The organism is Vibrio sp. MOR3, from assembly GCF_001557775.1.
GTDB classification, from domain to species: Bacteria; Pseudomonadota; Gammaproteobacteria; order Enterobacterales; family Vibrionaceae; genus Vibrio; species Vibrio jasicida.
This window is the reverse complement of sequence record NZ_LNRD01000011.1, coordinates 129,458-155,805: the sequence shown is the minus strand read 5'-3', so window position 1 is coordinate 155,805 and position 26,348 is coordinate 129,458. Positions and strand designations below refer to the sequence as shown.

At 45.2% G+C, this 26,348-nt stretch carries 21 protein-coding genes; 13 read left to right on the top strand and 8 right to left on the bottom strand.

Features of this window, described 5'->3' with window-relative positions:
- Positions 1-201 precede the first annotated feature (201 nt).
- The gene (gene hpt / locus ATB76_RS19525; protein ID WP_038870502.1) at positions 202-732 is read left to right on the top strand and encodes a hypoxanthine phosphoribosyltransferase; all 531 of its coding nucleotides are present in this window, start codon (positions 202-204) and stop codon (positions 730-732) included.
- 86 nt (positions 733-818) lie between these two features.
- Here the strand turns inward: hpt and can are convergent, their stop codons facing one another.
- Positions 819-1,490, bottom strand: coding sequence for a carbonate dehydratase (gene can / locus ATB76_RS19520; RefSeq protein WP_038870504.1), 672 nt, complete (start codon positions 1,488-1,490; stop codon positions 819-821).
- 281 nt (positions 1,491-1,771) lie between these two features.
- Here can and ATB76_RS19515 point away from each other — a divergent pair, with 281 nt between their 5' ends.
- The 4 genes from ATB76_RS19515 (at position 1,772) to lpxL (ending at position 6,441) form a co-directional block, all read left to right on the top strand.
- The gene (locus tag ATB76_RS19515; RefSeq protein WP_061035975.1) at positions 1,772-3,442 is read left to right on the top strand and encodes a SulP family inorganic anion transporter; all 1,671 of its coding nucleotides are present in this window, start codon (positions 1,772-1,774) and stop codon (positions 3,440-3,442) included.
- Between the two features lie 253 nt (positions 3,443-3,695).
- A complete protein-coding gene (locus ATB76_RS19510; RefSeq protein ID WP_038879226.1) occupies positions 3,696-4,613 on the top strand; it encodes an ABC transporter ATP-binding protein in 918 nt (305 codons plus the stop codon).
- Positions 4,613-5,383, top strand: coding sequence for an ABC transporter permease (locus ATB76_RS19505; RefSeq protein WP_038870509.1), 771 nt, complete (start codon positions 4,613-4,615; stop codon positions 5,381-5,383). The genes ATB76_RS19510 and ATB76_RS19505 overlap by 1 nt, the downstream gene beginning before the upstream one ends.
- 128 nt (positions 5,384-5,511) lie before the next feature.
- On the top strand, positions 5,512-6,441 hold the full coding sequence (gene lpxL / locus ATB76_RS19500) for an LpxL/LpxP family Kdo(2)-lipid IV(A) lauroyl/palmitoleoyl acyltransferase (protein WP_061035974.1): 930 nt from the start codon (positions 5,512-5,514) through the stop codon (positions 6,439-6,441).
- Between the two features lie 54 nt (positions 6,442-6,495).
- Here the strand turns inward: lpxL and panC are convergent, their stop codons facing one another.
- The 7 genes from panC to sfsA all read right to left on the bottom strand — a co-directional run bounded on the left by panC (position 6,496) and on the right by sfsA (position 12,431).
- Positions 6,496-7,398: a pantoate--beta-alanine ligase gene (gene panC, locus ATB76_RS19495; protein WP_061035973.1), complete on the bottom strand. Its 903-nt coding sequence runs from the start codon at positions 7,396-7,398 to the stop codon at positions 6,496-6,498.
- Positions 7,399-7,409: 11 nt separating this feature from the next.
- Positions 7,410-8,204, bottom strand: a complete 795-nt coding sequence (panB, locus tag ATB76_RS19490; RefSeq protein WP_038870513.1) for a 3-methyl-2-oxobutanoate hydroxymethyltransferase — start codon at positions 8,202-8,204, stop codon at positions 7,410-7,412.
- Between the two features lie 24 nt (positions 8,205-8,228).
- On the bottom strand, positions 8,229-8,714 hold the full coding sequence (folK, locus tag ATB76_RS19485) for a 2-amino-4-hydroxy-6-hydroxymethyldihydropteridine diphosphokinase (protein ID WP_038870514.1): 486 nt from the start codon (positions 8,712-8,714) through the stop codon (positions 8,229-8,231).
- Positions 8,711-10,078 carry a polynucleotide adenylyltransferase PcnB gene (pcnB, locus tag ATB76_RS19480; RefSeq protein ID WP_038870516.1) on the bottom strand — a complete coding sequence of 456 codons (1,368 nt, stop codon included), beginning with the start codon at positions 10,076-10,078 and terminating at the stop codon, positions 8,711-8,713. Before pcnB ends, folK begins: the two co-directional genes overlap by 4 nt.
- 101 nt (positions 10,079-10,179) lie before the next feature.
- Entirely contained in the window at positions 10,180-11,043 is an 864-nt protein-coding gene (gene gluQRS / locus ATB76_RS19475; protein WP_038878922.1) for a tRNA glutamyl-Q(34) synthetase GluQRS, read from the bottom strand.
- Positions 11,044-11,131: 88 nt separating this feature from the next.
- Positions 11,132-11,578 (bottom strand): RNA polymerase-binding protein DksA, encoded by a 447-nt coding sequence (gene dksA, locus ATB76_RS19470; RefSeq protein ID WP_010450149.1) that lies wholly within the window; start codon positions 11,576-11,578, stop codon positions 11,132-11,134.
- Positions 11,579-11,714: 136 nt separating this feature from the next.
- On the bottom strand, positions 11,715-12,431 hold the full coding sequence (sfsA, locus tag ATB76_RS19465) for a DNA/RNA nuclease SfsA (RefSeq protein ID WP_038870521.1): 717 nt from the start codon (positions 12,429-12,431) through the stop codon (positions 11,715-11,717).
- 67 nt (positions 12,432-12,498) lie between these two features.
- Between sfsA and hrpB the strand changes: the two genes are divergently transcribed.
- The 8 genes from hrpB to ATB76_RS19425 all read left to right on the top strand — a co-directional run bounded on the left by hrpB (position 12,499) and on the right by ATB76_RS19425 (position 26,266).
- Positions 12,499-14,967 carry an ATP-dependent helicase HrpB gene (gene hrpB / locus ATB76_RS19460; protein ID WP_061035983.1) on the top strand — a complete coding sequence of 823 codons (2,469 nt, stop codon included), beginning with the start codon at positions 12,499-12,501 and terminating at the stop codon, positions 14,965-14,967.
- A complete protein-coding gene (gene mrcB / locus ATB76_RS19455) occupies positions 14,960-17,350 on the top strand; it encodes a penicillin-binding protein 1B (protein WP_061035972.1) in 2,391 nt (796 codons plus the stop codon). The genes hrpB and mrcB overlap by 8 nt, the downstream gene beginning before the upstream one ends.
- An 87-nt stretch (positions 17,351-17,437) precedes the next feature.
- A complete protein-coding gene (locus tag ATB76_RS19450; protein ID WP_042603143.1) occupies positions 17,438-19,753 on the top strand; it encodes a patatin-like phospholipase family protein in 2,316 nt (771 codons plus the stop codon).
- Positions 19,754-20,022: 269 nt separating this feature from the next.
- Entirely contained in the window at positions 20,023-22,611 is a 2,589-nt protein-coding gene (gene acnB, locus ATB76_RS19445) for a bifunctional aconitate hydratase 2/2-methylisocitrate dehydratase (protein WP_038870528.1), read from the top strand.
- A gap of 339 nt (positions 22,612-22,950) precedes the next feature.
- Complete coding sequence (locus tag ATB76_RS19440) at positions 22,951-23,319, top strand: YacL family protein (RefSeq protein WP_061035971.1); 369 nt, start codon at positions 22,951-22,953, stop codon at positions 23,317-23,319.
- Between the two features lie 188 nt (positions 23,320-23,507).
- Complete coding sequence (locus tag ATB76_RS19435) at positions 23,508-23,846, top strand: P-II family nitrogen regulator (RefSeq protein ID WP_005439398.1); 339 nt, start codon at positions 23,508-23,510, stop codon at positions 23,844-23,846.
- 25 nt (positions 23,847-23,871) lie between these two features.
- Positions 23,872-25,101, top strand: a complete 1,230-nt coding sequence (locus tag ATB76_RS19430; protein WP_005439399.1) for an ammonium transporter — start codon at positions 23,872-23,874, stop codon at positions 25,099-25,101.
- A gap of 151 nt (positions 25,102-25,252) precedes the next feature.
- On the top strand, positions 25,253-26,266 hold the full coding sequence (locus tag ATB76_RS19425; protein ID WP_061035970.1) for a Fe(3+) ABC transporter substrate-binding protein: 1,014 nt from the start codon (positions 25,253-25,255) through the stop codon (positions 26,264-26,266).
- The last annotated feature ends 82 nt before the right edge of the window (positions 26,267-26,348 follow it).

Here is a 26,348-nt window from a genome sequence, read left to right as displayed (position 1 = left end):
TGCCCAATTTATAGACAGTAATGTCATTATTGATGATTCATTCAACTAGATAAATCCGAAAACTAAGACTTTCATCCAAGAATTCAATGGAATGGGATGCGACTTTCCACCTACTGAGTGGGGTGTTACACTACACGCCGCAAGATAAGGTGATCGTTTGCGTACGACCAACCTCAACCCACAAAGAAAATTGAGCACAGTATGAAACATACAATAGAAGTGATGATTTCTGAGCAAGAAGTTCAGGATCGAATTCGTGAATTAGGTAAGCAAATTACAGAACATTACCAAGGCAGTGAAGATCTGGTATTGGTTGGTTTGCTACGTGGTTCATTTGTATTTATGGCTGACTTAGCACGTGCTATCGAACTGACTCACCAAGTCGATTTTATGACCGCTTCTAGCTACGGTAACACGATGGAAAGCTCACGTGATGTACGTATCTTGAAAGACCTTGATGACGACATTAAAGGCAAAGATGTACTGATCGTAGAAGACATCATTGATACAGGTAACACGTTAAACAAAATCAGTGAAATCCTGTCTCTACGTGAACCAAAATCTATCGCTATCTGTACGCTGCTTGATAAGCCATCTCGCCGTGAAGTAGAAGTTCCGGTTGATTGGGCTGGTTTCTCTATTCCAGATGAGTTTGTTGTTGGTGTTGGTATTGATTACGCTCAGAAATATCGTCACCTACCATTTATTGGTAAAGTGGTTCCGCAGGAATAATTTCTGTCGCCAGTTTTAGAATTAAAAAAACGCCCATCTTAAATGGGCGTTTTTTATTTATCTTGTTGACGATTTATTTGTGATGATTAATCGCGACATAACAATTTGTTGTCATCGTTAAGAATGGTCGAGAGCGCTTTTTGGTAAGACGCTTCCACGGTCTCTTTTGAATTTGAACGAATCCCTAAGTACTCAAGACGACCATCTTCAATGCCGTAAACCACTCCATGAATTTCAACATCCTGACCGCGTTCCCATGCGTTTTGCATGATGGTTGAGTTACCCAAGTTATATACTTGCTCGGCTACGTTGATTTCACCTAGTTTATCGGCGCGATCGTCAAGAGGCATTTGGTCAAGGTAAGCGCGGTGCTTAAAGTAAAGATCACGGATGTGAAGTAACCAGTTGTTGATAAGGCCGAGTTGAGGGTTATCAATTGCGGCATTCACACCACCACAACCATAATGACCACAAACGATGATGTGCTTTACTTTGAGTACGTCGACGGCGTATTGCACGACAGAGAGGCAGTTTAGGTCGGTGTGGATGACCTGGTTAGCAACGTTTCGGTGAACAAATAACTCGCCTGAGAAAAGTCCCGTTAGTCGCTCTGCTGGAACGCGACTGTCTGAACAACCAATCCAAAGAAAGTCTGGCTTCTGACCTTCCGCTAGTTTTGCGAAATATTCTGGACGATCAGATTTTATTTCTTCTGACCATTTCGAGTTATTTTCGAATAATTGTTTAATTTCCGGCATCTGACATCTACTTCCCTAAAATTAAAAAAACCAACCACTCCCTAGTGCTTACTAAGCGATCAGCGCTGTAACTATACACAATGTTACAATTTCGATCCCGTTAAATATTCATTCAAGATGACTCATCTGACTAGTTCTCGCTGTGAAAATCATAAAATATGCAGCCATCATTCAGTAAGCAAATAAGCCCAATTTGGTCGTGACTTTTTTTCGTTTATTTCTTTAGCGAAATATTTGTTAGATTGATGGCATTTTGTCTTTTTAATGCAGGGAGCAAATTCGTGTTCGGTAGTCGCTTTAAGGATATCAACCTCAAAGGGGATCTGTTCGGTGGTGTCACAACGGCCATCATTTCACTTCCTCTCGCATTAGCATTTGGTGTGGCTTCAGGAGCTGGTGCAGAAGCTGGTTTATGGGGCGCGATCATGGTGGGGTTATTTGCTTCACTGTTTGGTGGTTCCAATACACTTATTTCTGAGCCAACTGGTCCCATGACGGTGATCATGACAGCGGTATTAACCAGTATGATGGCCAAATACCCAGAAACGGGCATGGCCATGACCTTTACCGTGGTGATGATGGCGGGCGCGTTCCAAATTGTGCTCGGTACATTAAAGCTTGGTAAATACGTAACGTTAATGCCATACAGTGTTATCTCCGGCTTTATGTCGGGTATTGGTGTCATTCTCATTATCTTGCAGTTGTCGCCTTTACTTGGCCATGCTGCGCCATCTGGCGGTGTGATAGGGACACTATCGGCTCTGCCAGATACGATTTCTAATCTTAAGTTCAGCGAACTGTTTTTAGGTTTGTTGACGTTAGGTATCTTGTTCTTCTTCCCTAAGCAATATCGCAGATACGTGCCAGCGCAGCTGGTGGCTCTTGTGGCGGTAACGTTACTTTCTGTCCTTGTCTTTGATGCCGATGATATTCGTCGAATTGGTGAAATCCCAGCAGGTTTACCTTCTTTGGTGGTGCCACATATCGATCCTGCGATGTTTACCGAAATGGTCATCGATGCATTGGTATTGGGTACGTTAGGTTGTATTGATACCTTATTGACAGCGGTTATTGGTGACTCACTCACGCGTAAAGAGCATGATTCAGACAAGGAACTGCGTGGCCAAGGTTTGGCGAACATGATTTCTGGGCTGTTTGGCGCTCTGCCAGGTGCGGGGGCGACGATGGGAACGGTGACCAACATCCAAGTTGGCGCTCGCTCACCGTTATCCGGTGTGATTCGTGCTTTGATTCTCGCTTTAGTCGTGCTTGTCGCTAGCGGGTTGACTGATCCCATTCCGATGGCTGTATTGGCCGGTATTGCGGTTTATGTTGGCTTTAATATTCTGGATTGGAGTTTTATCCAACGCGCCCATAAGGTGAGCTTTCCGGGGATGGCGGTCATGTATGGCGTCATGCTGCTGACAGTATTTGTCGATTTGATTGTGGCTGTAGGGCTAGGGGTATTTATTTCTAATATCATCATCATTGAACGCTTGAGTCGTGAGCAAGCACGCCAAGTTAAAGCCATCAGTGATGCTGATGAAGACGATGTACCACTGACCGATAGCGAAAGAGGCTTGTTGGACAGAGCTAATGGTAAAGTGTTGTTCTTCTATCTATCCGGTCCGATGATCTTTAGTGTTTCTAAAGCGATCTCTCGTCAACACTCGAGCATTTCTGATTATGAAGTCATGATCCTCGACTTAACAGATGTTCCTATGATTGATGTGACGGTCGGCTTGGCTTTGGAAAACGCCATTAAAGATGCTTTAGACGCGAACTGTGAAGTGTACTTGTTGTGTCCTAACCAACGTACTCGTGAGCAACTAGAGAAATTTCATGTGATTGATTTAGTGCCGGATGCGAATACATACAAGTTCCGCTATGAAGCGCTTAATGCGGCTATCAGGCATGTTGAAACTGATGAGCATCAAATGCTGACGCTTTAATCAACAGTCTCTTTTAACTAAGCGCTGCTGGGGTTCTGGGAGCGCTTTTTTATTGTTTTTAGATTGAGTGATTAAGAATCATAAAAGATAGGTATTTCTAATTTTATAGAAAGGTTTATTTGTATTCATCGTTATTCAACGATAAACTAATTCAACTTTAGTGCAATACCGATTGTCGGTTATGACGCCGACAGCAGTTTCCCCATTTGGTATTGGCATTCACGATTCATCAACAGATGGCAAGTATTACGCAATGTACGCATTAGAAATTGAACAGCTTCGCAAGACCTATGCGGGCGGATTTGAAGCGTTGAAGGGCATCAGCTTACAAGTAAAGAAAGGTGACTTTTACGCACTTCTTGGGCCGAATGGGGCTGGTAAATCAACCACCATTGGCATTATCTCTTCTTTAGTCAACAAGACATCTGGCACCACCAAGGTGTTTGGGTATGACATTGATACGCATCTTGAATTGGCGAAGCAAAACCTAGGTTTGGTTCCTCAAGAATTCAACTTCAACCAATTTGAAACTGTTGAACAGATTGTCATGCAGCAAGCGGGTTATTATGGGGTTTCAAAAGCGCTAGCTAAAGAGCGTGCAGAAAAGTACCTGACCAAACTCGACTTATGGGAGAAACGTAAGGAACGTGCGCGTAACTTGTCTGGTGGTATGAAGCGTCGTTTGATGATTGCGCGAGCTCTAATGCACGAGCCTCAATTGCTGATCCTTGATGAACCAACTGCAGGGGTGGATATTGAACTGCGTCGTTCAATGTGGGACTTCTTAAAGGAGATCAACCAAGAGCAGGGCATTACCATCATCTTGACCACGCATTACTTGGAAGAAGCAGAAATGCTGTGTCGTAATATCGGTATCATTAACAAAGGTGAACTGATTGAAAATACGACCATGAAGGCGCTGTTGGGTAAATTGACGGTAGAAACTTTTATCCTAGATATTGAGTTCGACGGTGAAGTGCCAGCACTTCAAGGGGTAAGTAGCCAATCGATGGTCAATGGTTCATTGGAAATCGAATTAGATAAGAGCCAAGGGTTGAACTCGGTGTTTAACCAATTATCTGATCTAGGCGTAAAAGTGCTGTCTATGCGCAACAAAGCGAACCGTTTGGAAGAGCTGTTTGTCAGTATCGTACGTGGAGGTAACCAATAATGTACCAATTGTATTGGACGGCTTTTTGTAGCCTAGTTACAAAAGAAGTGAACCGTTTTACGCGTATTTGGGTGCAAACTTTGGTACCACCTGCGATTACGATGACGTTGTATTTCATTATTTTCGGTAACTTGATTGGCTCTCGCATCGGTGACATGAACGGATTTAGTTATATGGAATACATTGTTCCGGGTTTGATCATGATGTCGGTGATCACTAACTCATACTCGAATGTGGCTTCCTCTTTCTTTAGTTCCAAATTCCAAAGAAACATCGAGGAATTGTTAGTGGCGCCAGTGCCGAACTACATCATCATTCTCGGCTTTGTGATGGGCGGCGTCGTACGTGGCCTATTAGTCGGAACGATTGTCACGTTTGTTTCGCTCTTCTTTGTTGATTTGCAAGTCGATCACTGGGGCATCATCATTGCGACCGTCTTTATGACGTCAGTGGTATTTTCACTTGGTGGTTTAATTAATGCGGTTTATGCGAAAACGTTTGATGATATCTCGATTATCCCTACGTTCGTTCTGACTCCGCTGACTTATCTTGGCGGTGTGTTTTACTCCATCAGTCTATTGCCTGAATTTTGGCAAGGGGTGTCTAAGCTGAATCCAATCGTCTACATGGTGAACGCTTTCCGTTATGGTTTCCTTGGTGTGTCTGATGTGGGTATCGTTACGTCGTTTAGCGTATTGATCGTCTTTGTGGTTGCGCTCTACGCGGTGGCTCACTATCTAGTGACTAAGGGGATTGGGTTAAGAAGTTAACCTTAACAACACATTCAAAGGGCAGCCATGAGAGCTGCCCTTTCTTAATGCACACCAATACATTCCCATACAATTTTTCGACTTTTAACATGCTAGGTTTGATTCATTTGTTGTAAATGCATGAAGCCATGAATATTGTCCCCTCTCCATCTTTCTCTTTTAAATTGCTTCTTCCTAAATATTGGCCTGTTTGGTTCGCCTTTGGTCTGCTGGCGCTGATTGTCAATCTGCTTCCATACTCAGCCTTACGTTTGTTAGGTAGGGGCATTGGTTCGCTTGCGATTCTGGCCATGAAGCGCCGTAAAGGCATTGCAAAGCAAAATTTAAAACTCTGCTTTCCCGAATACAGCGCTCAAGAATGCGATGTACTGGTAAAGACAAACTTTAAATACACAGGGATGGCGCTGATCGAGACCGGAATGGCTTGGTTTTGGCCTGAGTGGCGAGTGAAGCGTCTAGCCAAGGTGGTTGGAAAAGAGCGTTTACTGGAACAAGAGAAAAATGGGCGTGGTGTACTGGTGGTTTGCAGTCATCACCTAAATTTGGAAATGACGGCGCGTATTTTTAGTCAATTTGCCAAAGGTTATGGTGTTTATCGACCGAATTCCAACCCTGTTTATGAGTTTGTTCAGCATCGAGGACGCACGCGTTGCGGCCATCAAATGATTGATCGGAAAGACGTTAAATCAATGCTTAAAGTGCTGAAAAACGGTCAGCGACTGTGGTACTTACCTGACCATGATTACGGTGTTAAAAATTCGGTCTTCGCCCCGTTTTTCGCTGTTGAGCAAGCCGCGAGTACTGCAGGATCGAGTGTGCTTATTGATGCGACAAAATGTGCAGTGATGTCAGGGGTTACGGTCAGTGAACATTCTCACTACACGCTCTATATTGGTGAAGATCTCAGTGGACGTTTCGAGCGCCGTAATCCCGTCAAAGCGGCAAGTATCTTAAATCAAGAACTTGAAGGCATGATAAGAAGAGACGTGCCGGCTTGGATGTGGCTGCATAAGCGGTTTAAAACTCGTCCGGAAGGTTTGAGTGGCGTTTATGCGTAGGAGGGATACAAAAAAGGTCGGCTTAGTGCCGACCTTTTTATTTGCGAATTTCGTTTATTCAGCGTTTGCTGAATTCGCTTCGCTAGATTCTTCTTCTTTAGCTTCTACCGCCATATCAACAGTTTGGTTGTCGATGAGGCGTGCTTTACCTAAGAAGGCAGACATCAGGATCACGGCTTGAGTGGTCTCTGTTGTGATTGCTTGAAGTGTGCGAGCATCACGAATGAAGATTTCATCTGGCTGCAAACCGGCAGCGCGTAACTGATCATTTGCATCTTCAATCACTGAAGCGTAATCGTCACGACCACCACGCATCGCGCTACTGATCCAGCGCATAGTACGTGCTAAAACAGGTGCGCGTTGACGCTCATCAATCGTTAGCAGGCCATTGCGAGAGCTCATTGCAAGGCCGTCCATTTCACGAACGGTTGCGACACCTACAATTTCGATGTCCATTGCTAGATCATCAACCATCTTACGAATAATAGCAAGCTGTTGGAAATCTTTCTCACCAAAGCAAGCTACATCAGGTTGAACGATGTTGAATAACTTATTTACGATAGTCGTCACGCCACGGAAATGGCCCGGACGAGAAGCGCCTTCAAGAATCGTAGAAAACCCAGGCACATCGACAAAAGTCTGTTTATCTAAGCCTTCAGGGTAAATGGTCTCTGGTGTCGGTGTGAATACCAACTCGACGCCTTCACCGCTTAGCTTGTTAAGATCTTCTTCAAGTGTACGAGGGTAGTTATTTAAATCGTCTGCACGTTCAAACTGCATCGGGTTGACAAAGATGCTTACCACAACGACATCGGCGTACTCGCGTGCTTTACGAACCAGTGTTAGATGGCCTTCGTGTAGGTTGCCCATGGTTGGGACAAACGCAACTTTACGACCTTCACGTTTGAACGTCTTGATCTGTTCACGAATGGCTGAGATTTCTGCAAAAGTGTGCATGCATTTATCCTCTAGGCAATAGTATGAGCGTCGTCTGGGAACACTGCGCTTTCAACGTCTGCCATGTATTTTGCCACAGCTGTACGCATATCGCCTGTTTCAGCAAGGAAGTTTTTCGAGAACTTTGGCATGTAGTTCGCCGAAATTCCGAACATATCATGCATAACTAGGATTTGACCGTCCGTTACGTTACCTGCACCGATGCCAATTACTGGTACATCAAGTACTTGAGTAATACGAGCTGCCAATTCAGCTGGAACACACTCGAGTAAAACAATTTGAGCGCCGGCTTCTTGCAGTGCTAATGCATCTTTTACCATACGATCGGCTTTTTCTTGATCGCGACCTTGCACTTTGTAACCACCAAAGATGTTTACAGATTGTGGTGTTAGGCCCAAGTGTGCACAGACTGGTACCGCGCGTTCCGTTAGCATTTTTACGGTATCTACTAACCAGTCGCCGCCTTCAATTTTTACCATATTTGCGCCAGCACGCATGAGTACTGCTGCGTTCTCACACGCTTGCTCTGGCGTTGCATAGCTCATGAATGGCATATCAGCCATCAGAAGACAATTCGGGCTACCAGCGCGTACACAGCGAGTGTGATAAGCAATATCTTCAACAGTAACAGGTAACGTGTCGGTCTTACCTTGCAGAACCATGCCTAGAGAGTCACCTACCAGTAAAACTGGCATTTCTTGGCTTTCGAAAAGTTGGGCAAAGCTTGCATCGTATGCAGTTGAAGTAGCAAATTTACGACCTTCTTGCTTCCACTTAATCAGGTCGTTAATGGTCATTTTTTTCATTGTTTTATCCTCACTAGGAGTTGGCTATGACTGCCAAATATTGAGGCCGTTGCGATCTACTTTTTCAAGTAGTGACGACACCTCGATCCCGTCTGGGAGTTGTAAACTTGGTGCAATTTCCGCAAGAGGGTAGAGTACGAACTCGCGCTCTCTCATTCCATAATGTGGAACTGTCAGTCTTTCGGAATCAATCACCTCATTGCCGTATAACACGATGTCGAGATCCAAGGTTCTTGGTCCCCAACGCTCGTCTTTACGGACACGCCCTTGCTCTTGCTCTATTGCTTGGGTGCAATCGAGCAGTTCAAGTGGCGTCAAATTGGTTTTAATTGCCACAACCGCATTGATGTAATCCGGCTGGTTTTGCGGACCCATTGGTGTGCTGCTGTATAGCGAAGAAGCTTGAATAAACTCTGTTTTAGGCAGGGTCTTCAGTGCTTCAATCGCTAATTTAGCTTGGCTGACGGGATCAGCCAAGTTACTGCCTACCGCAATGTACGCTGTGATCATGAGTTTGGTTTACTCTTTTTCTTGCGATAGGTTTTACGACGTCGTTGGCCTGTTTTTGGTGCTTGGCCATCTAGGTCTGCAGCCATGGCTTGGCGCATTTCTCGGCCAGCATTTTGGAAAGTTTCCCACCACTTAGCAAGCTTCTGAGTGTCGCCGCCTTCAATTTCACCGCGCATTTCAAGAAAATCAAAGCCAGCTCTAAATTTATTGAGCTCCATCAGGCGGAAAGCACGTTTACCATTGCGACGTGGAAGACGTAATTGCAGCTGCCAAATCTCGCGTATGGTCGCGGTATGACGGCGCGGAATGGCGATTGAACGTACTTGGTCATCAAGAATGATGTTGCTTGCTTCCATGATGGCATCGTAATGGCACAGATTACGCTGTTCCATGAGTTTGTCTGCCATTGCACACAGTGGGTACCACAGCATTGCAGCAAACATAAAGGCAGGGTTAATACGCTTACCTTCTTCGATGCGCATATCGGTTGAATCTAACACTAAATCAAGCATTTGCTCAGTGTGAGATTCATAATCTTCAGTGAAGTGCTCTGAAATTGCAGGGAACAACTGTTGGAATAAGTTGTATTCACGCAATAAATGGTAGGTTTCTAGCCCATACCCAGACTGAAGCAGTTTCAGTGATTCCTCGAACAGACGTGCCGATGGAATATCACGTAGTAGTGGTGCCATCTCTTCGATTGGTGCCGCGGTATCTTCTTCGATATCGAAGTCCAATTTCACCGCAAAGCGAACTGCACGCAGCATACGTACTGGGTCTTCGCGGTAACGGGTTTCTGGGTCACCGATCAGGCGAATAAGGCGATCTTCTAGATCTTCAATACCACGCGCATAATCGTGAATTGAGTAGTCTGCGATGTTGTAGTACATCGAGTTAATCGTGAAGTCGCGACGTTCGGCATCTTCATCTACGGTGCCGTATACGTTGTCGCGAAGTAGCATCCCTTCTTTCGATTGCTGGGAGATACTTTTGTTCTGTTGCTCTTGGTGGTGACCACGGAACGTTGCAACTTCGATGATGTCTCGACCAAACATAATGTGTGCGAGACGGAAGCGACGACCGATCAAACGGCAGTTTCTAAATAACTGTTTGATCTGCTCTGGTGTCGCGTTCGTTGCAATATCAAAGTCTTTTGGTTTTTGTCCAAGCAGTAAGTCTCGAACCCCGCCACCTACAAGATAAGCATCGAAACCGGCACCGTTCAGTCGGTATAGCACTTTCAGTGCATTGTCACTGATATGCTTACGCGAGATGTTGTGCTCTTCACGAGTAATTACATTAAGAGCGAGTTCTGGGATCATGGCAGATTCGCTTGGTGTATAGTCGTTTGTATTCATGTGCATCTGGCAATAACTGGGTTTAATCCAATCTTGCTTTGGTTAGTTTCTACGCCTCGAGGGCCAATTTTGCGGCTAATGATAGCCTACGCAGTGCCATTTGAGAATCACGGTGTGATCTCGATCTCTGCTGGAAGCTGTTCTAAGTGCCAATTTTCGCAACCCCAACGCAGTATTTCTTCAAGGTTTGCGCCTTTTACATCGTCAGGTATATCAAAGCCTAAAAATGTCATGGCATGCAGCAGAGCTGGCTTCGGATTGTCGACATCAATAGCCGTCGCATGGTTTTGTTTTGACAGCTTATTACCGTTTGAATCCATCGCTAACGGTAAGTGTAAATAGCTTACTTCTGGTTGCCCAAGTATTTGGTACAAGCTGATTTGACGACCTGTGGGCTCAATTAAATCCGCACCACGAACGACTTCGGTAACCCCTTGGTCGATGTCATCTAATACTACCGCAAGATTATAGGCAAATAATCCATCTCGACGCTTAATAATGAAATCTTCATTTACTAGAGCTTCTGGAATCGTCATGGTGCCTTGTTTCTTATCGAGAAAATCAGCGATAGGTTTGGTCATTTTTAGGCGAATCGCGCCTTCTTTCAAGCCTTTATCTCGACATGTCCCCGGATAATAGCCGCCGTGTTCTTTAATTTGCTTGCGAGTACATTGGCAATAATAAGCGTCGCCATTCTTTAACCAAGCATCGATTTGTGTTTGGTATAAGTGATGACGTTCGCTTTGGTATACGACGTTGCCGTCCCAGTGCAAATGGTAAGCGCGTAGTGCACTTAGAATCTCGTCAGAAGCTCCCGGCATTTCTCTGGGTGGATCAAGGTCTTCGATACGTACCAACCAATCTCCGTGATTGGCTTTCGCTTGAAAGTAGCTGCCGAGCGCAGCTACTAACGATCCAAAATGTAATGGCCCAGAAGGGGATGGTGCGAATCGACCTACATAGCGTGTCATGCGTGTATCTCGAAATTATTCTAATAAAGCTAAGCCAAAACAAAAAGGGAGCCTGAGCTCCCTTTCAATAATCATCATGCTTGGTTGATTAACCTTGCATTTGTTTCTCTTTGATCTCTGCAAGTGTTTTACAGTCGATACAAAGGTCTGCGGTTGGACGCGCTTCAAGGCGACGAACACCAATTTCAACACCACATGATTCACAGAAGCCGAAATCTTCTTCAGTGATTTTATCTAGTGTTTTTTCGATCTTCTTGATCAGGCGACGCTCACGGTCACGGTTACGCAGTTCTAAGCTGAACTCTTCCTCTTGAGAAGCACGGTCAACTGGATCTGGGAAGTTTGCTGCTTCGTCCTGCATATGGTGTACAGTGCGATCGACTTCTTCCCTGAGCTGATTACGCCAAGCTGTTAAGATTTTCGTAAAGTGTTCAACCTGTTCTGGTGACATGTACTCTTCACCAGGCTTTTCCTGATATGGCTCCACACCGGCAATGGCTAGGATGCCTATCGTTTTCTTCTTTGATTCTGGCATACAGCATCTCCTACTTACACCTAGTCAACTGCTTTGCAGTCAATTTAAGGCGGGTATCTATAGCAAAAAGAGGCGGTGCAGGCAATTACTGAATTGCAAACTTATCGTCATTGTGAAGATGACATCATTTTTTCTCTTAATTGATAAATTCAATAGCAGAGATTAGCTTGACTTCAGTATTGCTCAGTTCAGCTTTGTAGCAGAGAACTTCCACTCCAGCGTCTTGTGCTTGTTTTAGTAAAGTTGAATATTTCGCGTCTATATGGTGCGCCGCAGATACTTTTTCAATACCTGAATGTAAAACAGTGAATAAAAGTATGGCTCTACTTCCAGTTTGTGCCATTTCTGTGAGCTCTCGCAGGTGCTTTTGTCCTCGAGTAGTCACGGCATCAGGGAAATAGCCTTGGCCGGATGCGCTTTCTTCATCCAACAGCGTGACGCTTTTCACTTCTATATAACACTTTGATTTGTCACTTGCGCTGAGCAAGATATCAATTCGACTATTTTCATTGCCATATTTCACTTCAGTTTGAAGTTTGTCATACCCACACAGTTCTGAAATGACATTATTTTCAATTGCTTCTACGGCAAGTTGGTTAGCTCGAGCGGTGTTAATACAGATTTTATGGCCCTGTTGTGTTTCACTGAGCTCCCAACTATTGGGATATTTGCGCTTAGGGTTATCAGAAGTGGAGTACCAAACTTTGTTGCCTGGTGTGGCGCAGCCTGTCATTGCACCAGTATTGGCACAGTGGATAGTGCGAACTTCGCCGTTATCCAATTCGATATCGGCAAGAAAGCGTTTGTAGCGTTTGAGCAGAGTCGCTGACTCTAGAGTAGGTTCGAAATGCATTTTGCTTCTTTAGGGGGGACTGTTTTTATGTACAATGTTGCCAACATTACAACACAAGGTATTTCCTTTGTCACAATTGCCGATTGAAGCCGTGATGCCGCAATTACTTGCTGCGGTTAATCATCAACATCAAGTGATCTTAAAAGCTGCGCCGGGTGCCGGTAAGTCGACATTCTTTCCTCTAAAGCTTCTTCAAAGCCAAACCGTCACGGGCAAAATCATCATGCTAGAACCAAGACGTTTAGCGGCTCGTAATATTGCGCGTTATCTAGCACAGCAGTTGGGGGAACAAGTTGGAGATCGAGTTGGTTATCGTGTACGTGGTGAGACGAAGGTAAGTAAAAATACGCAACTTGAAATTGTAACGGAAGGGATCATGACTCGGATGATCCAAAATGACCCAGAGTTAGATGGCATCGACCTGCTGATCTTTGATGAGTTTCATGAGCGAAGTATTCATGCTGATACGGCATTGGCCTTTAGTTTAGAGGTTCAAGAAGCGTTGAGAGACGACCTCAAGCTGGTAGTGATGTCAGCTACGCTTGACCAAGATGCCTTACAAACCTTGTTGCCAGAGGCTGAATATATTGAGTCTGAAGGGCGAAGTTTTGAGGTGGAAACACGTTATTTACCTCTGGGTACAAATGATCATTTGCCCACATCAATGGCAAGGACGATTGAAAGTCTAATTCAGAAAGAAACAGGGTCGTTGCTCGCTTTTCTGCCCGGCGTTGGGGCAATTAAGCAGGTCGCGGAACGTCTGTCACATCTTCCTAATTCTGTGGAAGTTTGCCCTTTATATGGTCAATTGAGCTTTGCCGAGCAACAAAAAGCCATTGTTCCCGCTTCTGGAGGTAAACGCAAAGTCGTGCTCGCGACTAACATTGCTGAAACTTCTTTGACCATTGAAGGCATTCGATTGGTCGTCGATTCTGGATTAGAACGTGTGGCGCGTTTTGATTTGAAGAATGGACTTACGCGCTTGGAGCAAGTGCGAGTGGCACAATCGTCTGCGATTCAACGTGCTGGTCGTGCAGGGCGTATTGAAGAGGGCATTTGCGTCCGATTGTATTCGGAAAGCCAATTCAAGCAGCAACCGCAAGTTCCCCAACCAGAAATCCTGCACTCAGATTTAGCAAGCTTGGTCATGGAACTATCATTCTGGGGAGCAGGGGATATCGCAGAACTTAAATGGTTGAATATTCCTTCTTCAGCATCGCTTGCTCAGGCTAAACAGCTGTTGATTTCTTTAGGGTTACTTACCGAGCAAGGCCAACTCACTTCTGCAGGTAAAACGGCCCACGCTCTTGGTGTAGAGCCGCGCTCAGCAGCAATGCTGATTCAAGCACAGCAGTGCAGTGAAAAAATGCTAAATACCGCTTTGGCTGCGGTCGCCCTAATTGAAGAGCCCGAGCGCAATGTGACTAACATCGCGCATAGCCTACATCGCTGGGTAAGTGGTACACATGCAAAGAAAGCTATATTGCACAAGCGATCTCAAGCGCTGGCGCACAAACTGGATACAGTATTCAGCCTACCTGATGTTGATGAGCGAGTGCTAGCGTTAGTATTGAGCTTAGCTTTCCCCGATCGCATTGCGCAGCAGCGTGTTAACCAATATGGTCGTTTTACTTTGTCGAACGGGCATGGTGCTGAGTGTCGACCAGAAGAGACACTCGGTGGTTGTGATTACTTAGTTGCGATTGATTTGATGCGCTCGCATTCTAACTCAAGCCAAATTAACCTAGCTTGTGACTTAGATATCAACGCATTACAAGAAATGTTCGAGCACCTTTTCACGACGGCTGAGTTGGTTGATTGGGATGAGAAAAAAGGCCGTTTGATTGCCGAACGCCAAATCAAACTTGGTCAACTGGTGATTAAGCGTGAAGCCTTGCCGAGTCCGGGTAAAGAAAAAATGACACAAGCTTTACTCACTTATGTCCGCCGTCAGGGCTTACAGAGTCTAAACTGGACGTCGGCAGCGGAAAATTTGTTAGAACGTATTCGCTGCGCAGTGGAATGGTTACCTGAGCAAGCTTGGCCAAGTTTTGATGAGACCAGTTTGCTTAATGGCCTAGAAGAGTGGCTAGAGCCGTACATGAGCACGGTTTCATCGGTGAAAGATTTGGCGAAAGTGAACCTTGTGGAAGCATTGAATGCTCGATTAGGTTGGCCGTTGAATCAACAGATTGATGAGTGGTTGCCAGAAGATTATCGCTTACCAACAGGTTCGAAAAAGCGCATTCGTTACCAATTTGGTCATGAGCCTGTGCTGTCAGTGCGTATGCAAGAAGTGTTTGGAGAGAGCACTTCTCCAACGGTGGCACAAGGTCGCAAGCGATTGGTGTTAGAGTTACTTTCTCCAGCACAACGGCCTCTTCAGGTGACAACGGATTTAGCTGCCTTTTGGGCAGGAAGCTACAAAGAAGTGCAAAAAGAGATGAAAGGCCGATATCCAAAACACGTTTGGCCTGACGATCCTGCCACTCATGTAGCGACAACAAAAACAAAAAGACAATTGAATAATGACTGATACAAAAAAGCCCGGTGCAAAAAGAGCACCAGCGAAGAAAACAACGTCAAGTAAAACGACTGCCGCTAAGAAAAGCGGTGCGAAGCGACCGAGAAAATCGCCATCGAAGAAGCCAAGCAATGGCAAGCAGTCTTGGCTTAAAATTATTTGGTCATTTAGCTGGAAAGCGGGTGTAGCGTTGGCCGCAGTATTGCTTTTCGTCGGGATTTATTTAGATAGTGTAGTGAAAGATCGTTTCGATGGGCAGTTGTTTGATTTGCCAACGGTCGTGTACGCTCGCATTCTCAATTTGAATCCGGGTGAAAACATAACCATCAAAGAGATGCGTAACGAGCTAGATGTTTTGAATTACCGTAAGGTTAGTCAACCGCGTTATCCTGGCGAATACTCTTCCTCTTCCACTCGTATTGAGCTCATCCGTCGTCCTTTTGAATTTGCTGATGGTCCTGAGCCTGATCGTCACGTGATGTTGCATTTCTCAAGCAGCGGCTTAACGCGCATTCAATCTCTCGAATCAAAAGGAGATTTAGGTTACTTGCGTATTGAACCTAAGATGTTGGGTATGCTGGAGAAAGATCAAAACGAACAACGATTGTTCCTACGTCGTGATCAATTCCCTGAAATTCTTGTCGATGCACTTCTTGCGACCGAAGATCGTGATTTCTACCAGCATGATGGAGTCTCTCCTTTGGCGATTGGTCGTGCACTTGTTGCCAACATCAAGGCAGGCCGTACCGTACAAGGTGGCAGTACGCTGACCCAGCAGTTAGCAAAAAACTTATTCTTAACTCGCGATAAAACGTTATGGCGTAAAGTTCGTGAAGCGTATATCGCACTGATTTTGGATTATCGATACAGCAAAGATCGAATTCTTGAGGCTTACCTCAACGAAGTTTATCTCGGTCAAAGTGGCGGGGATGCGATTCATGGCTTTGCTTTGGCATCACGATACTACTTTGGACAACCAATCCAGGAGCTTCGTATCGACCAACTTGCGATGCTGGTGGGTATGGTTAAAGGGCCATCTTACTACAATCCAATTCGTTACCCTGAGCGCACGAAAACACGTCGTGATCTAGTTTTACGCCTCTTGATGCAACAAGACATGCTGACTTCTGAACAGTATGAACAAGCGGTCAATCGTCCGTTAGATACGCAAAGTAAACCTCGTATAGCAAGCCGTCAGCCCGCTTATTTCCAGCAATTGAATATTGAGCTGAAAGAAAAAGTGGGTGATAACTTCAAAGCTGAAACGGGGTTACGTTTGTTTACGTCTCTCGATCCTGTTTCGCAAAGTAAGCTAGAACAAGCGATTGCGAAAAAGGTACCTGAGTTGGCTAAACGAGCAGGTAAAGAACTTGAAGCAGCAGCAGTTGCGGTTGACCGTCATAGTGGCGAGATTCGTGCCATGGTTGGTGGTAAGCGTGTCGGCTACGAGGGCTTTAACCGAGCATTGAATGCGAGTCGTCCAATTGGTTCGTTAGTGAAGCCTGCAATTTACTTGACGGCATTAGAGCAACCAGAGAAATACAACCTCGCTACCACGCTTCACGATACGCCGTTAAGTTTGAAAGGCAGTAAGGGTAGCGTTTGGTCGCCACGTAATTTCGACCGTAAATTCCGTGGTGATGTGCCTCTATACCTAGCACTAGCGAAATCTCTTAATGTGCCAACCGTTCGTTTGGGGATGGAACTCGGTATTCCTGAGGTTTCTGATACGCTAGAACGTCTCGGCGTTGATAAAAATGAGATTCGCCCAGTGCCATCTATGTTCTTAGGTTCTTTCTCTCTGACGCCATTTGAAGTCGCACAGATGTACCAGACGGTAACAAACTCGGGTAAACGCGCGAAACTGTCAGCATTGCGTTCGGTTATCGATATGGATGGTAATGTGATTTATCAATCACTGCCTCGTTCGGCTCAGGCTGTTGATCAGCAAGCGGCATGGCTAACTACATACGCAATGAAGCAAGGTGTTGCACAAGGAACTGGCCGTTTCTTACAAAGCCAATTCTCATGGGCGGCGTTAGCAGGTAAAACGGGCACCAGTAATGACAGCCGTGATAGTTGGTTTGTCGGTGTTGATGGTCGGGAAGTGACAACCGTTTGGCTGGGGCGCGATGATAATAAATCTACCAAGTTGACGGGTTCAAGCGGTGCTCTGCGTGTTTACGCCGAATATTTGCAGCAACGTATCCCTGAGCGACTGGAATTGCCATGGCCAAAAGAAGTGACGACATTGGGTTTCCAAAAAGCGGCGAATGGTGCGTTGGAACTGAACTGTCGTAGCGAATATAAGTTGCCAGTGTGGGATAAAACAGGCCAAATAAAACAGCAGTGCGAGAAAAAATCGAACTGGTTGAATAATTTATTTGATTGGTAAGGCTACCAAAAACGCTATCACTGACTTGTTTCATTGGTCGATTCTTAGTAAAAGTAGTTGATCAATATTCAGTAAAGGAAGATGTGAATGTTCAAAAAGATGTCCAATAGCCCGTTAGTGCATGGTTTTGCGCTTTGGGTCTGCTCCTTTTTGATTGCCACACCTTCCTTTGCTAAACATCTCGAAGAGGACGGCTCTCGTCCTAAAATTGCGGTGGTTCTCGCTGGTGGTGGTGCGAAAGGCGCTGCGCATATTGGTGTGCTTAAAGCCCTTGAAGAGATGAACATTCCCGTTGATATCATTACCGGTACAAGCATGGGCGCTTATGTCGGAGGTTTGTACGCGACGGGTATGAGTGCTGATGAAATTGAGAGTTTTATCTACAGCGTGGATTGGAACAGCGGTTACCGAGATCGCGTTGATCGCAGCCAACGTCGCGTTCGCGACAAAGAATACGAAGACCGCTACCAAATAACGACAGATCTTGGTCTGAGGTTTGGTGAGGTGCGTTCCCCAACTGGTGTTGTGCAAGGGCAGAACATGTTGCGCATTCTGCGCGAAACGACGGGCAATCTAGGACGCTTTGACTCTTTTGACCAACTTGCTATCCCTTATCGTTCTGTCGCGACTGACATCGTCGAGCTTGATGAAGTCGTGCTCGATAACGGTTACTTAGTTGATGCGATGATGGCGAGCATGTCGGTACCGGGCGCGCTTCCTCCATACGAGCTCAACGGTCATATGCTGGTGGATGGTGGCGTTGTCAATAACATGCCTGTTGACGTAGCGCGCGCGATGGGAGCGGATATAGTCATTGCGGTCGACATCAGTACAGATTATAAAAGCAAAGAAGACTTCACCGGCTTGTTTGCGGTTGCGGATCAGTTGTCGAATTATTTGGTGCGTCGTAGCACTCAAGAGCAAGCGGAAACTCTGAAAGATGATGATGTTTACATTCGTCCAGATGTTGGGCAAATGGAAACCGTAGAATTTGAAAAGATGCCGAGCGCATTTCAAGCTGGCTACGACATCACTAAAAAACTCAAATCCAAGCTTGAATCCTTGAGTGTCTCTAACGCGGAATACCAAAAATATATCGAGCACAAACAAGACGTTCGTAAAGGATTAGAATATGGTGATGAGCGGGTTGTTGATCAAATTGTTATTGTCAATAACACCCACTACAGTGATGTCTTACTGACCAACCGACTCGAGCTTGATACTGGTCGTCCTCTCAAAACGGCTGAAATCGAAAAAGCAGTCGAAAATCTTTATGCCTTAGATCGCTTTGAACTGATTACTTACCATTTCGAAGAGATTGAAGGTGTTAACCTACTTGTCTTTGAAGTGAATGAGAAGTCTTGGGGACCAAACTACCTGAACTTCCGCTTTTTCTTAGAAGATGACTTTAATACTGACAGCCAATATGGCATTGGTATCTCGTCGAACTTCACTAATCTAAATTCACATGGTGCCGAGCTAACGCTGAATGTTGACATGGGTACGGATAAGTTGATTGAAGCCGAGCTTTATTCACCGGTATTGTCGAGTCAGGAGTTGTTTGTTTCGGGTAAATTGAATTACAACAACGAAAACCGAAACTGGCCTTTTAGTGATTTAGAAAACCCAGATATAGGTTCGGTTTACGATTTTCTTCCCGTCTCGTATACCGAGTTCATAACGGAACTTGCTGCGGGTGTACAACCGACGTTATGGCAAGAGTTCCGTGTTGGTGGGCGTTATACCAAAGGGCAAATAGAGGCCTCAACGCTCGCATCTGCCGGGACTTTTGATTACGAGCGTTTGGGGGTGTTTGCTAACTACCGTCTAGATACCTTAGACGACTTTGCTTTTCCCACGCATGGTATGTTGATTGATTTGGATTACCTGGTGTCTCATGACAAGAGCCCTGAGGATTTTCGTCAAACCAATACTAATGGTGATATCGAAGATACTGTGTATGAGATCACGGCACGTTTCAAAGGCGCAGTGACGCACAGTCGTCATACTTTAGTCGGACAGGCGGAATACAGCTTTGTAGAAAGCAAAAACTCCTCGATCCCGTTAGACCCACGTGAACTTGGTGGTTTCTTGAATCTATCTGGTATTCCACGTAATAGCCTGATTGGGCAGAACTTATTCTATACCAGCTTGGTGTATCGTTATAAATGGATGGATAACGACTTCGGGCTGTTTGAAGCGCCAGTGTACCTAGGCGCATCACTTGAACACGGTGGTGTTTGGTCAGATAACGATCTGAAGCTTAATGAAGCGCCACTGTATAATGCCGCATCGATTTTCTTTGGTGTTGATTCACCAGTAGGACCAATCATGTTGGCATACGGTCGTACAGAGCAAGATTTAGATGCTGTGTACCTGATCGTTGGAACATCATTTAAATAACCGGGAAAAGGACAGCAATATCTCCGCATATTTAGCCAAAATAAACAGGACTTTAGTCGTAAGTTGCTATGTTGGTCAAAATGATGAGATTTTAATTTAAGGTTAAATTTGCTATCCTTTCGCCCACAGTTTGGCCTCTGCGGCGCTGTTTCTCAATCAAGAATTGAATGAAAACAAGGGCAATGGAGAGCCAAGTTTCCAAGGATGTTCACTCCTTTACTTTTAAAAACAGTAATAAGAAGGAGGAACCGCAATGAGAGGAAAAAGTCGTGCTTGAAGCCTACCGTAAACACGTCGAAGAGCGTGCTGCCGAAGGAGTTGTTCCTAAACCGCTAGACGCAGAACAAGTTGCTGGACTTGTTGAACTTCTGAAAAATCCCCCGCAAGGTGAAGAAGCCTTTATTCTTGACCTGCTAGAGAACCGTATCCCACCGGGCGTAGACGAAGCGGCTTATGTTAAAGCTGGCTTTTTGACTGCGGTTGCTAAAGGCGAAGTATCGTCTCCACTTGTTAGCCGTGAAAAGGCAGCAGAATTACTAGGTACGATGCAAGGTGGTTATAACATCGCTCCGCTCGTCGAGTTTTTAGATGATGATGTTCTTGCGGCTATCGCAGCAAAAGCACTGTCTCATACCCTGTTAATGTTTGATGCTTTCTATGATGTTGAAGAAAAAGCGAAAGCGGGCAACACGTTCGCTCAACAAGTCCTTCAATCTTGGGCGGAAGCCGAGTGGTTTACAACGAAAGAGAAAGTAGCGGAAAAAATCACGGTTAAAGTCTTTAAGGTAACCGGTGAAACTAACACCGATGACCTGTCTCCAGCTCCAGATGCTTGGTCTCGTCCAGATATTCCAGTGCACGCGAAAGCGATGCTTAAGATGGAACGTGATGGCATCAACCCGGATCAACCTGGCAGCGTTGGTCCAATCAACCAAATTGAAGAACTGCAAAAAGACGGCATCCCACTAGCATACGTAGGTGATGTTGTTGGTACGGGTTCTTCGCGTAAATCAGCGACCAACTCAGTATTATGGTTTATGGGTGAAGATATCCCATTTGTACCAAACAAGCGTACTGGTGGTATCTGTCTAGGCGGTAAGATTGCGCCTATCTTCTACAATACGATGGAAGATTCAGGAGCGTTACCAATTGAACTAAACGTACAAGACATGAATATGGGCGATGTGATCGACATTTACCCGTACGAAGGTGTGGTTCGTAAAGAAGGTTCTGAGATCTCAAGCTTTGAACTGAGTAAAGTGCTGCTTGATGAGGTACGTGCTGGTGGTCGTATTCCATTGATCATCGGTCGTGGTCTAACGAGCCGTGCTAGAGTAGCTCTTGGTCTTGAAGAGACAGATTTGTTTGCTAAACCCGTTGATCCAACTGCTTCTGACAAAGGTTATACATTAGCTCAGAAGATGGTAGGTAAAGCATGTGGCGTAGAAGGTGTGCGTGCTGGTCAATATTGTGAGCCTAAGATGACAACGGTAGGTTCTCAGGATACGACTGGCCCTATGACGCGTGATGAGCTAAAAGATCTTGCGTGTCTTGGTTTCTCAGCGGATCTCGTGATGCAGTCATTCTGTCATACGTCAGCATATCCGAAACCAGTCGACGTGAACACGCACCACACACTACCTGATTTCATTATGAACCGTGGCGGTGTATCGCTTCGTCCAGGCGATGGTGTTATCCACTCATGGCTGAACCGTATGCTTCTGCCAGATACTGTTGGTACTGGTGGTGATTCGCATACTCGTTTCCCTCTGGGTATTTCATTCCCAGCAGGTTCTGGTCTAGTGGCATTTGCAGCAGCAACAGGCGTTATGCCTCTTGATATGCCTGAATCAATCTTGGTTCGTTTTAAAGGTGAGATGCAGCCAGGTATCACGCTACGTGATCTTGTACACGCCATTCCTCTATACGGTATCAAGCAAGGCCTGTTAACAGTAGAGAAAGCGGGTAAGATCAACGAATTCTCAGGCCGTGTCCTAGAAATTGAAGGTGTTGAACACCTGTCTGTGGAACAAGCATTTGAACTTTCAGATGCATCGGCAGAGCGCTCAGCAGCGGGTTGTACTGTGAAGCTTTCTCAAGAGTCGATTGATGAATACCTAAACTCGAACATCACTATGCTTAAATGGATGATTTCGGAAGGTTACGGTGACCGTCGTACAATCGAACGTCGTATTACTGCGATGGAAGAGTGGTTAGCAAACCCTGAGTTGATGGAAGCAGATTCAGACGCTGAATACGCACATGTGATTGAAATCGATCTAGCGGAAATCAACGAACCAATTCTTTGTGCACCTAACGATCCAGATGATGCGCGTCTTCTGTCTGACGTTCAGGGTACTCAGATTGATGAAGTATTTATCGGTTCTTGTATGACGAACATTGGTCACTTCCGTGCAGCAGGTAAATTGCTCGACAAGTTTAACGGCCAGCTTGATACTCGCTTATGGGTAGCACCACCAACCAAGATGGACCGTGACCAACTAACTGAAGAAGGTTACTACGGTATTTATGGCCGTGCCGGCGTTCGTATTGAAACGCCAGGGTGCTCGCTATGTATGGGTAACCAGGCTCGTGTTGCGGATAAAGCAACGGTAATGTCGACGTCTACTCGTAACTTCCCGAATCGTCTAGGTACTGGTGCGAACGTTTATCTATCCTCGGCTGAACTTGCAGCGGTTGGTGCGATTCTAGGTAAGATTCCAACTAAGGAAGAATACCTGTCTTACATGGACCAGATTGATGCGACAGCAGCAGACACATACCGCTACTTGAATTTCCACAAGATGGAACAGTACACCAAGAAAGCAGATGATGTGATCTTCCAAGAGCCTGCATAATCTTAGCAAGTTTTGTTAATACTTGAATAAGCGCTCACCGATTGGTGGGCGCTTTTTTGTGGAACGCTGCGCTTCGAAAAGAGAGAATGCTTCGCTCTAGGAATCGGGAAGTAAGCGCTGGAATATTAAAGATAAACGTGTGAGCTCAAAACACGTTGATAGTCTTTGTCCCTCAAAAGATAAAATGAAATCGTCTCTCGTCTCTCGTCTCTCGTCTCTCGTCTCTCGTCTCTCGTCTCTCGTCTCTCGTCTCTCGTCTCTCGTCTCTCGTCTCTCGCTTCTCCCATCCAACATCTCCCTGTATACTTCGCACCAAATTGATACGAAAAGGCGATCACGATGGAATTTGAATTCATCCGCAACACATTGATGGGCGAATACTATGTCAAATGCAGCATGGGGCATGAGATTGTGGGTCGTTGGTTGCAAGAAGAAATAGGCAAAGACCCAGCAAAAATTGCTCAGGTAGAAGCTTTAATTAATCAGGCATTTTCTTCGCCATCTCAAGAGCATAGATTAACCGGTGCAGAGATCAGTTTGATGATCCACGGTGATGAGGTGCTAGTGCAAGAAAACGCGCTGGGCCATGAGTATGAAGTGGAAATGGAAAGCGAGTTTGATTTCTACGATGCAGAGAGTACAGCCAGCTGTGGTATAGAAGATTTTTGTGCCTTGATAGAGCAATGGAAAGACTTTTTGAACGTTTAATGCACAGTTTTGGGTAGTCTAATTAGGATTGCCTTATATTTGTGAAAAGGGCGCACCGATATGGTGCGCCCTTTTTGTTTATAAGTTTGTTTATTTCACTAATTCTATATAAATCAATGGGATAAAAAGTTGGCACGCCGCTTGGATTAATATGAATGTTTCAGGATGAAAGCTGCGGAGAAGATTCAATGAAAATCATTAATGCCATTATAAAACCTTTTAAGTTAGACGATGTACGCGAAGCATTGGCTGATGTCGGTATTGAAGGGATGACAGTATCAGAGGTTAAAGGTTTTGGTCGTCAGAAAGGCCACACGGAGCTATACCGTGGCGCCGAGTATCAAGTCGACTTTCTACCAAAAGTAAAACTAGAAATTGCAACCCATGCAGACAATGTGGAGCGCGTGGTAGAAGCCATCACTAAAGCGGCGCAAACCGGCAAGATTGGTGACGGTAAGATTTTTGTCTACGACTTAAACCAAGCGGTGCGTATACGTACTGGCGAAATGGACGCAGAAGCACTTTAAGAATTCAAGGGATTGGAGAACTATCATGGAATTAACAACAACGGTAACTGAATTACGTTACGCACTCGACACCTTTTTCTTCCTCATTTCCGGTGCGTTGGTCATGTGGATGGCCGCAGGCTTTGCCATGCTAGAAGCGGGCTTAGTCCGCTCTAAAAACACAACAGAAATTCTAACTAAAAACATCTGTCTTTACGCGATCGCTTGTACCATGTTTCTATTGGTTGGCTACAACATTATGTATGTCGATAACGGTGAAGGCGGTTGGTTACCATCATTTGGTGCACTAATTGGCACACAAGGTGAAGGTGCTGACCACTCTCTAGAGTCGGACTTCTTCTTCCAAGTCGTATTTGTAGCAACAGCAATGTCAGTGGTTTCAGGTGCTGTTGCAGAGCGTATGAAGCTTTGGTCTTTCCTAATTTTCTCAGCGGTACTGACGGCATTTATCTACCCAATGGAAGGTTACTGGACTTGGGGTGGTGGCTTCCTATCAGAAGCAGGCTTTAGTGACTTTGCGGGTTCAGGAATCGTACACATGGCCGGTGCTTCCGCTGCATTAGCAGGCGTACTATTACTGGGTGCACGTAAAGGTAAATACGGTAAAAACGGCGAAATCTACCCAATCCCTGGTTCAAACATGCCTCTCGCTACATTGGGTACGTTCATCCTTTGGTTCGGTTGGTTCGGTTTCAACGGCGGTTCTCAACTTATGGTTTCGGATTTTGAGAACGCGACTGCAGTTGGTCAAATTTTCCTAAACACCAACGCTGCAGCTGCAGCAGGTGCAATTGCCGCACTATTTGTATGTAAAACAACTTGGGGTAAAGCAGACCTGACTATGATTTTGAACGGTGCGTTAGCTGGTCTTGTTGCTATCACGGCTGACCCTCTATCTCCATCACCGCTTTATGCTGTGGCGATTGGTGCGGTATCAGGCGCGCTAGTAGTATTCAGCATCATCGGTTTGGATAAGATTAAGATTGATGATCCAGTAGGTGCTATCTCAGTTCACGGTGTGTGTGGTTTCTTCGGCCTAATGGTTGTGCCACTGAGCAACGGTGATGCAACGTTTGGTGCACAGCTTCTAGGTGCGGCAGTTATCTTTGCTTGGGTATTTGGTGCAAGCCTAGTGGTATGGGCAATCCTGAAAGCGACAATCGGTATCCGCGTATCGGAAGACGAAGAGTTAGAAGGTATGGATATGCACGACTGTGGTGTTGGTGCTTACCCAGAATTCGTGACTGTGAAATAACACTCACAATGTAATAAATAGTTACAAACTTAACATTAAAAAACCTGCTCCAATGAGCAGGTTTTTTTATTGATTAATTGTTTTCTTATTGAACATGCATATAATAACGCAACTGATAAACGTTATCATTAGCATGGTAAAGGATTAAACAATGAAAAAACTGCTAACTCTTTCAGCGATTACTTGCGCTACTCTGGCTCCAACGGCAATGGCTGCTGAAGAAGTGAACGTGTACTCTTACCGTCAACCTTTCCTAGTTGAACCTATGTTCAATGAGTTCACTAAAGATACTGGCATTAAAGTAAACGTGAAGTTTGCGAAAAAAGGTCTAGCAGAGAAGTTGGCTCAAGAAGGCGAATACAGCCCAGCTGACGTAATCCTTACTACAGATATCAGCCGTCTAGCTGAACTGACAAACAAAGGTCTGGTTCAAAAGGTAGACAGCAAAATCATCGAAGAAAACGTACCAGCACAGTACCAAGACAAAGAAAACGAGTGGTTTGCTCTGACTCTACGTACTCGTAACGTTTACTCTTCACGTGACCGTGTTGGCAAACTAGGTGACGACTTCAACTACGCTGACCTAGCAAAGCCTGAGTTCAAAGGCAAAATCTGTACTCGTAGCGGTAAGCACCCTTACAACGTATCTCTAGTATCTTCTATGATCGCTCACCACGGTGAAGCTGAGACTAAAGAGTGGCTAGAAGGCGTAAAAGCGAACCTAGCTCGTAAGCCTCAAGGTAACGACCGTGCTCAAGTTAAAGCAATCAAAGAAGGTCTATGTGACGTTTCTCTAGGTAACAGCTACTACCTAGGTAAGATGGTTAACGACAAAGAGCAAAAAGCTTGGGCAGACGCGGTATACATCAACTTCCCTAACCAAGAGACAACAGGTACGCACGTGAACATCTCTGGTATGGCGATGGCGAAGTTCTCTCCAAACAAAGACAACGCTTTGAAGCTTATGGAATTCCTAACGGGTGACAAAGCGCAGCAAATGTACGCAGAAGTAAACTACGAGTACCCAGTGAAGGAAGGTGTTAAGCGTTCTGAGCTTGTGGAATCTTGGGGTGACTACAAAGCAGATACGATTTCTCTAGATGATATTGCTTCTCACCATGAAGCAGCAATCAAGCTACTAGATGAAGTGAAATTTGACCTTTAATTCCATGTGGGGGTATAACTGTACCCCCATTTTATTAAAGGATATGAGATGTATTTGCAGCCGCATTTGTATTTCATAAAGC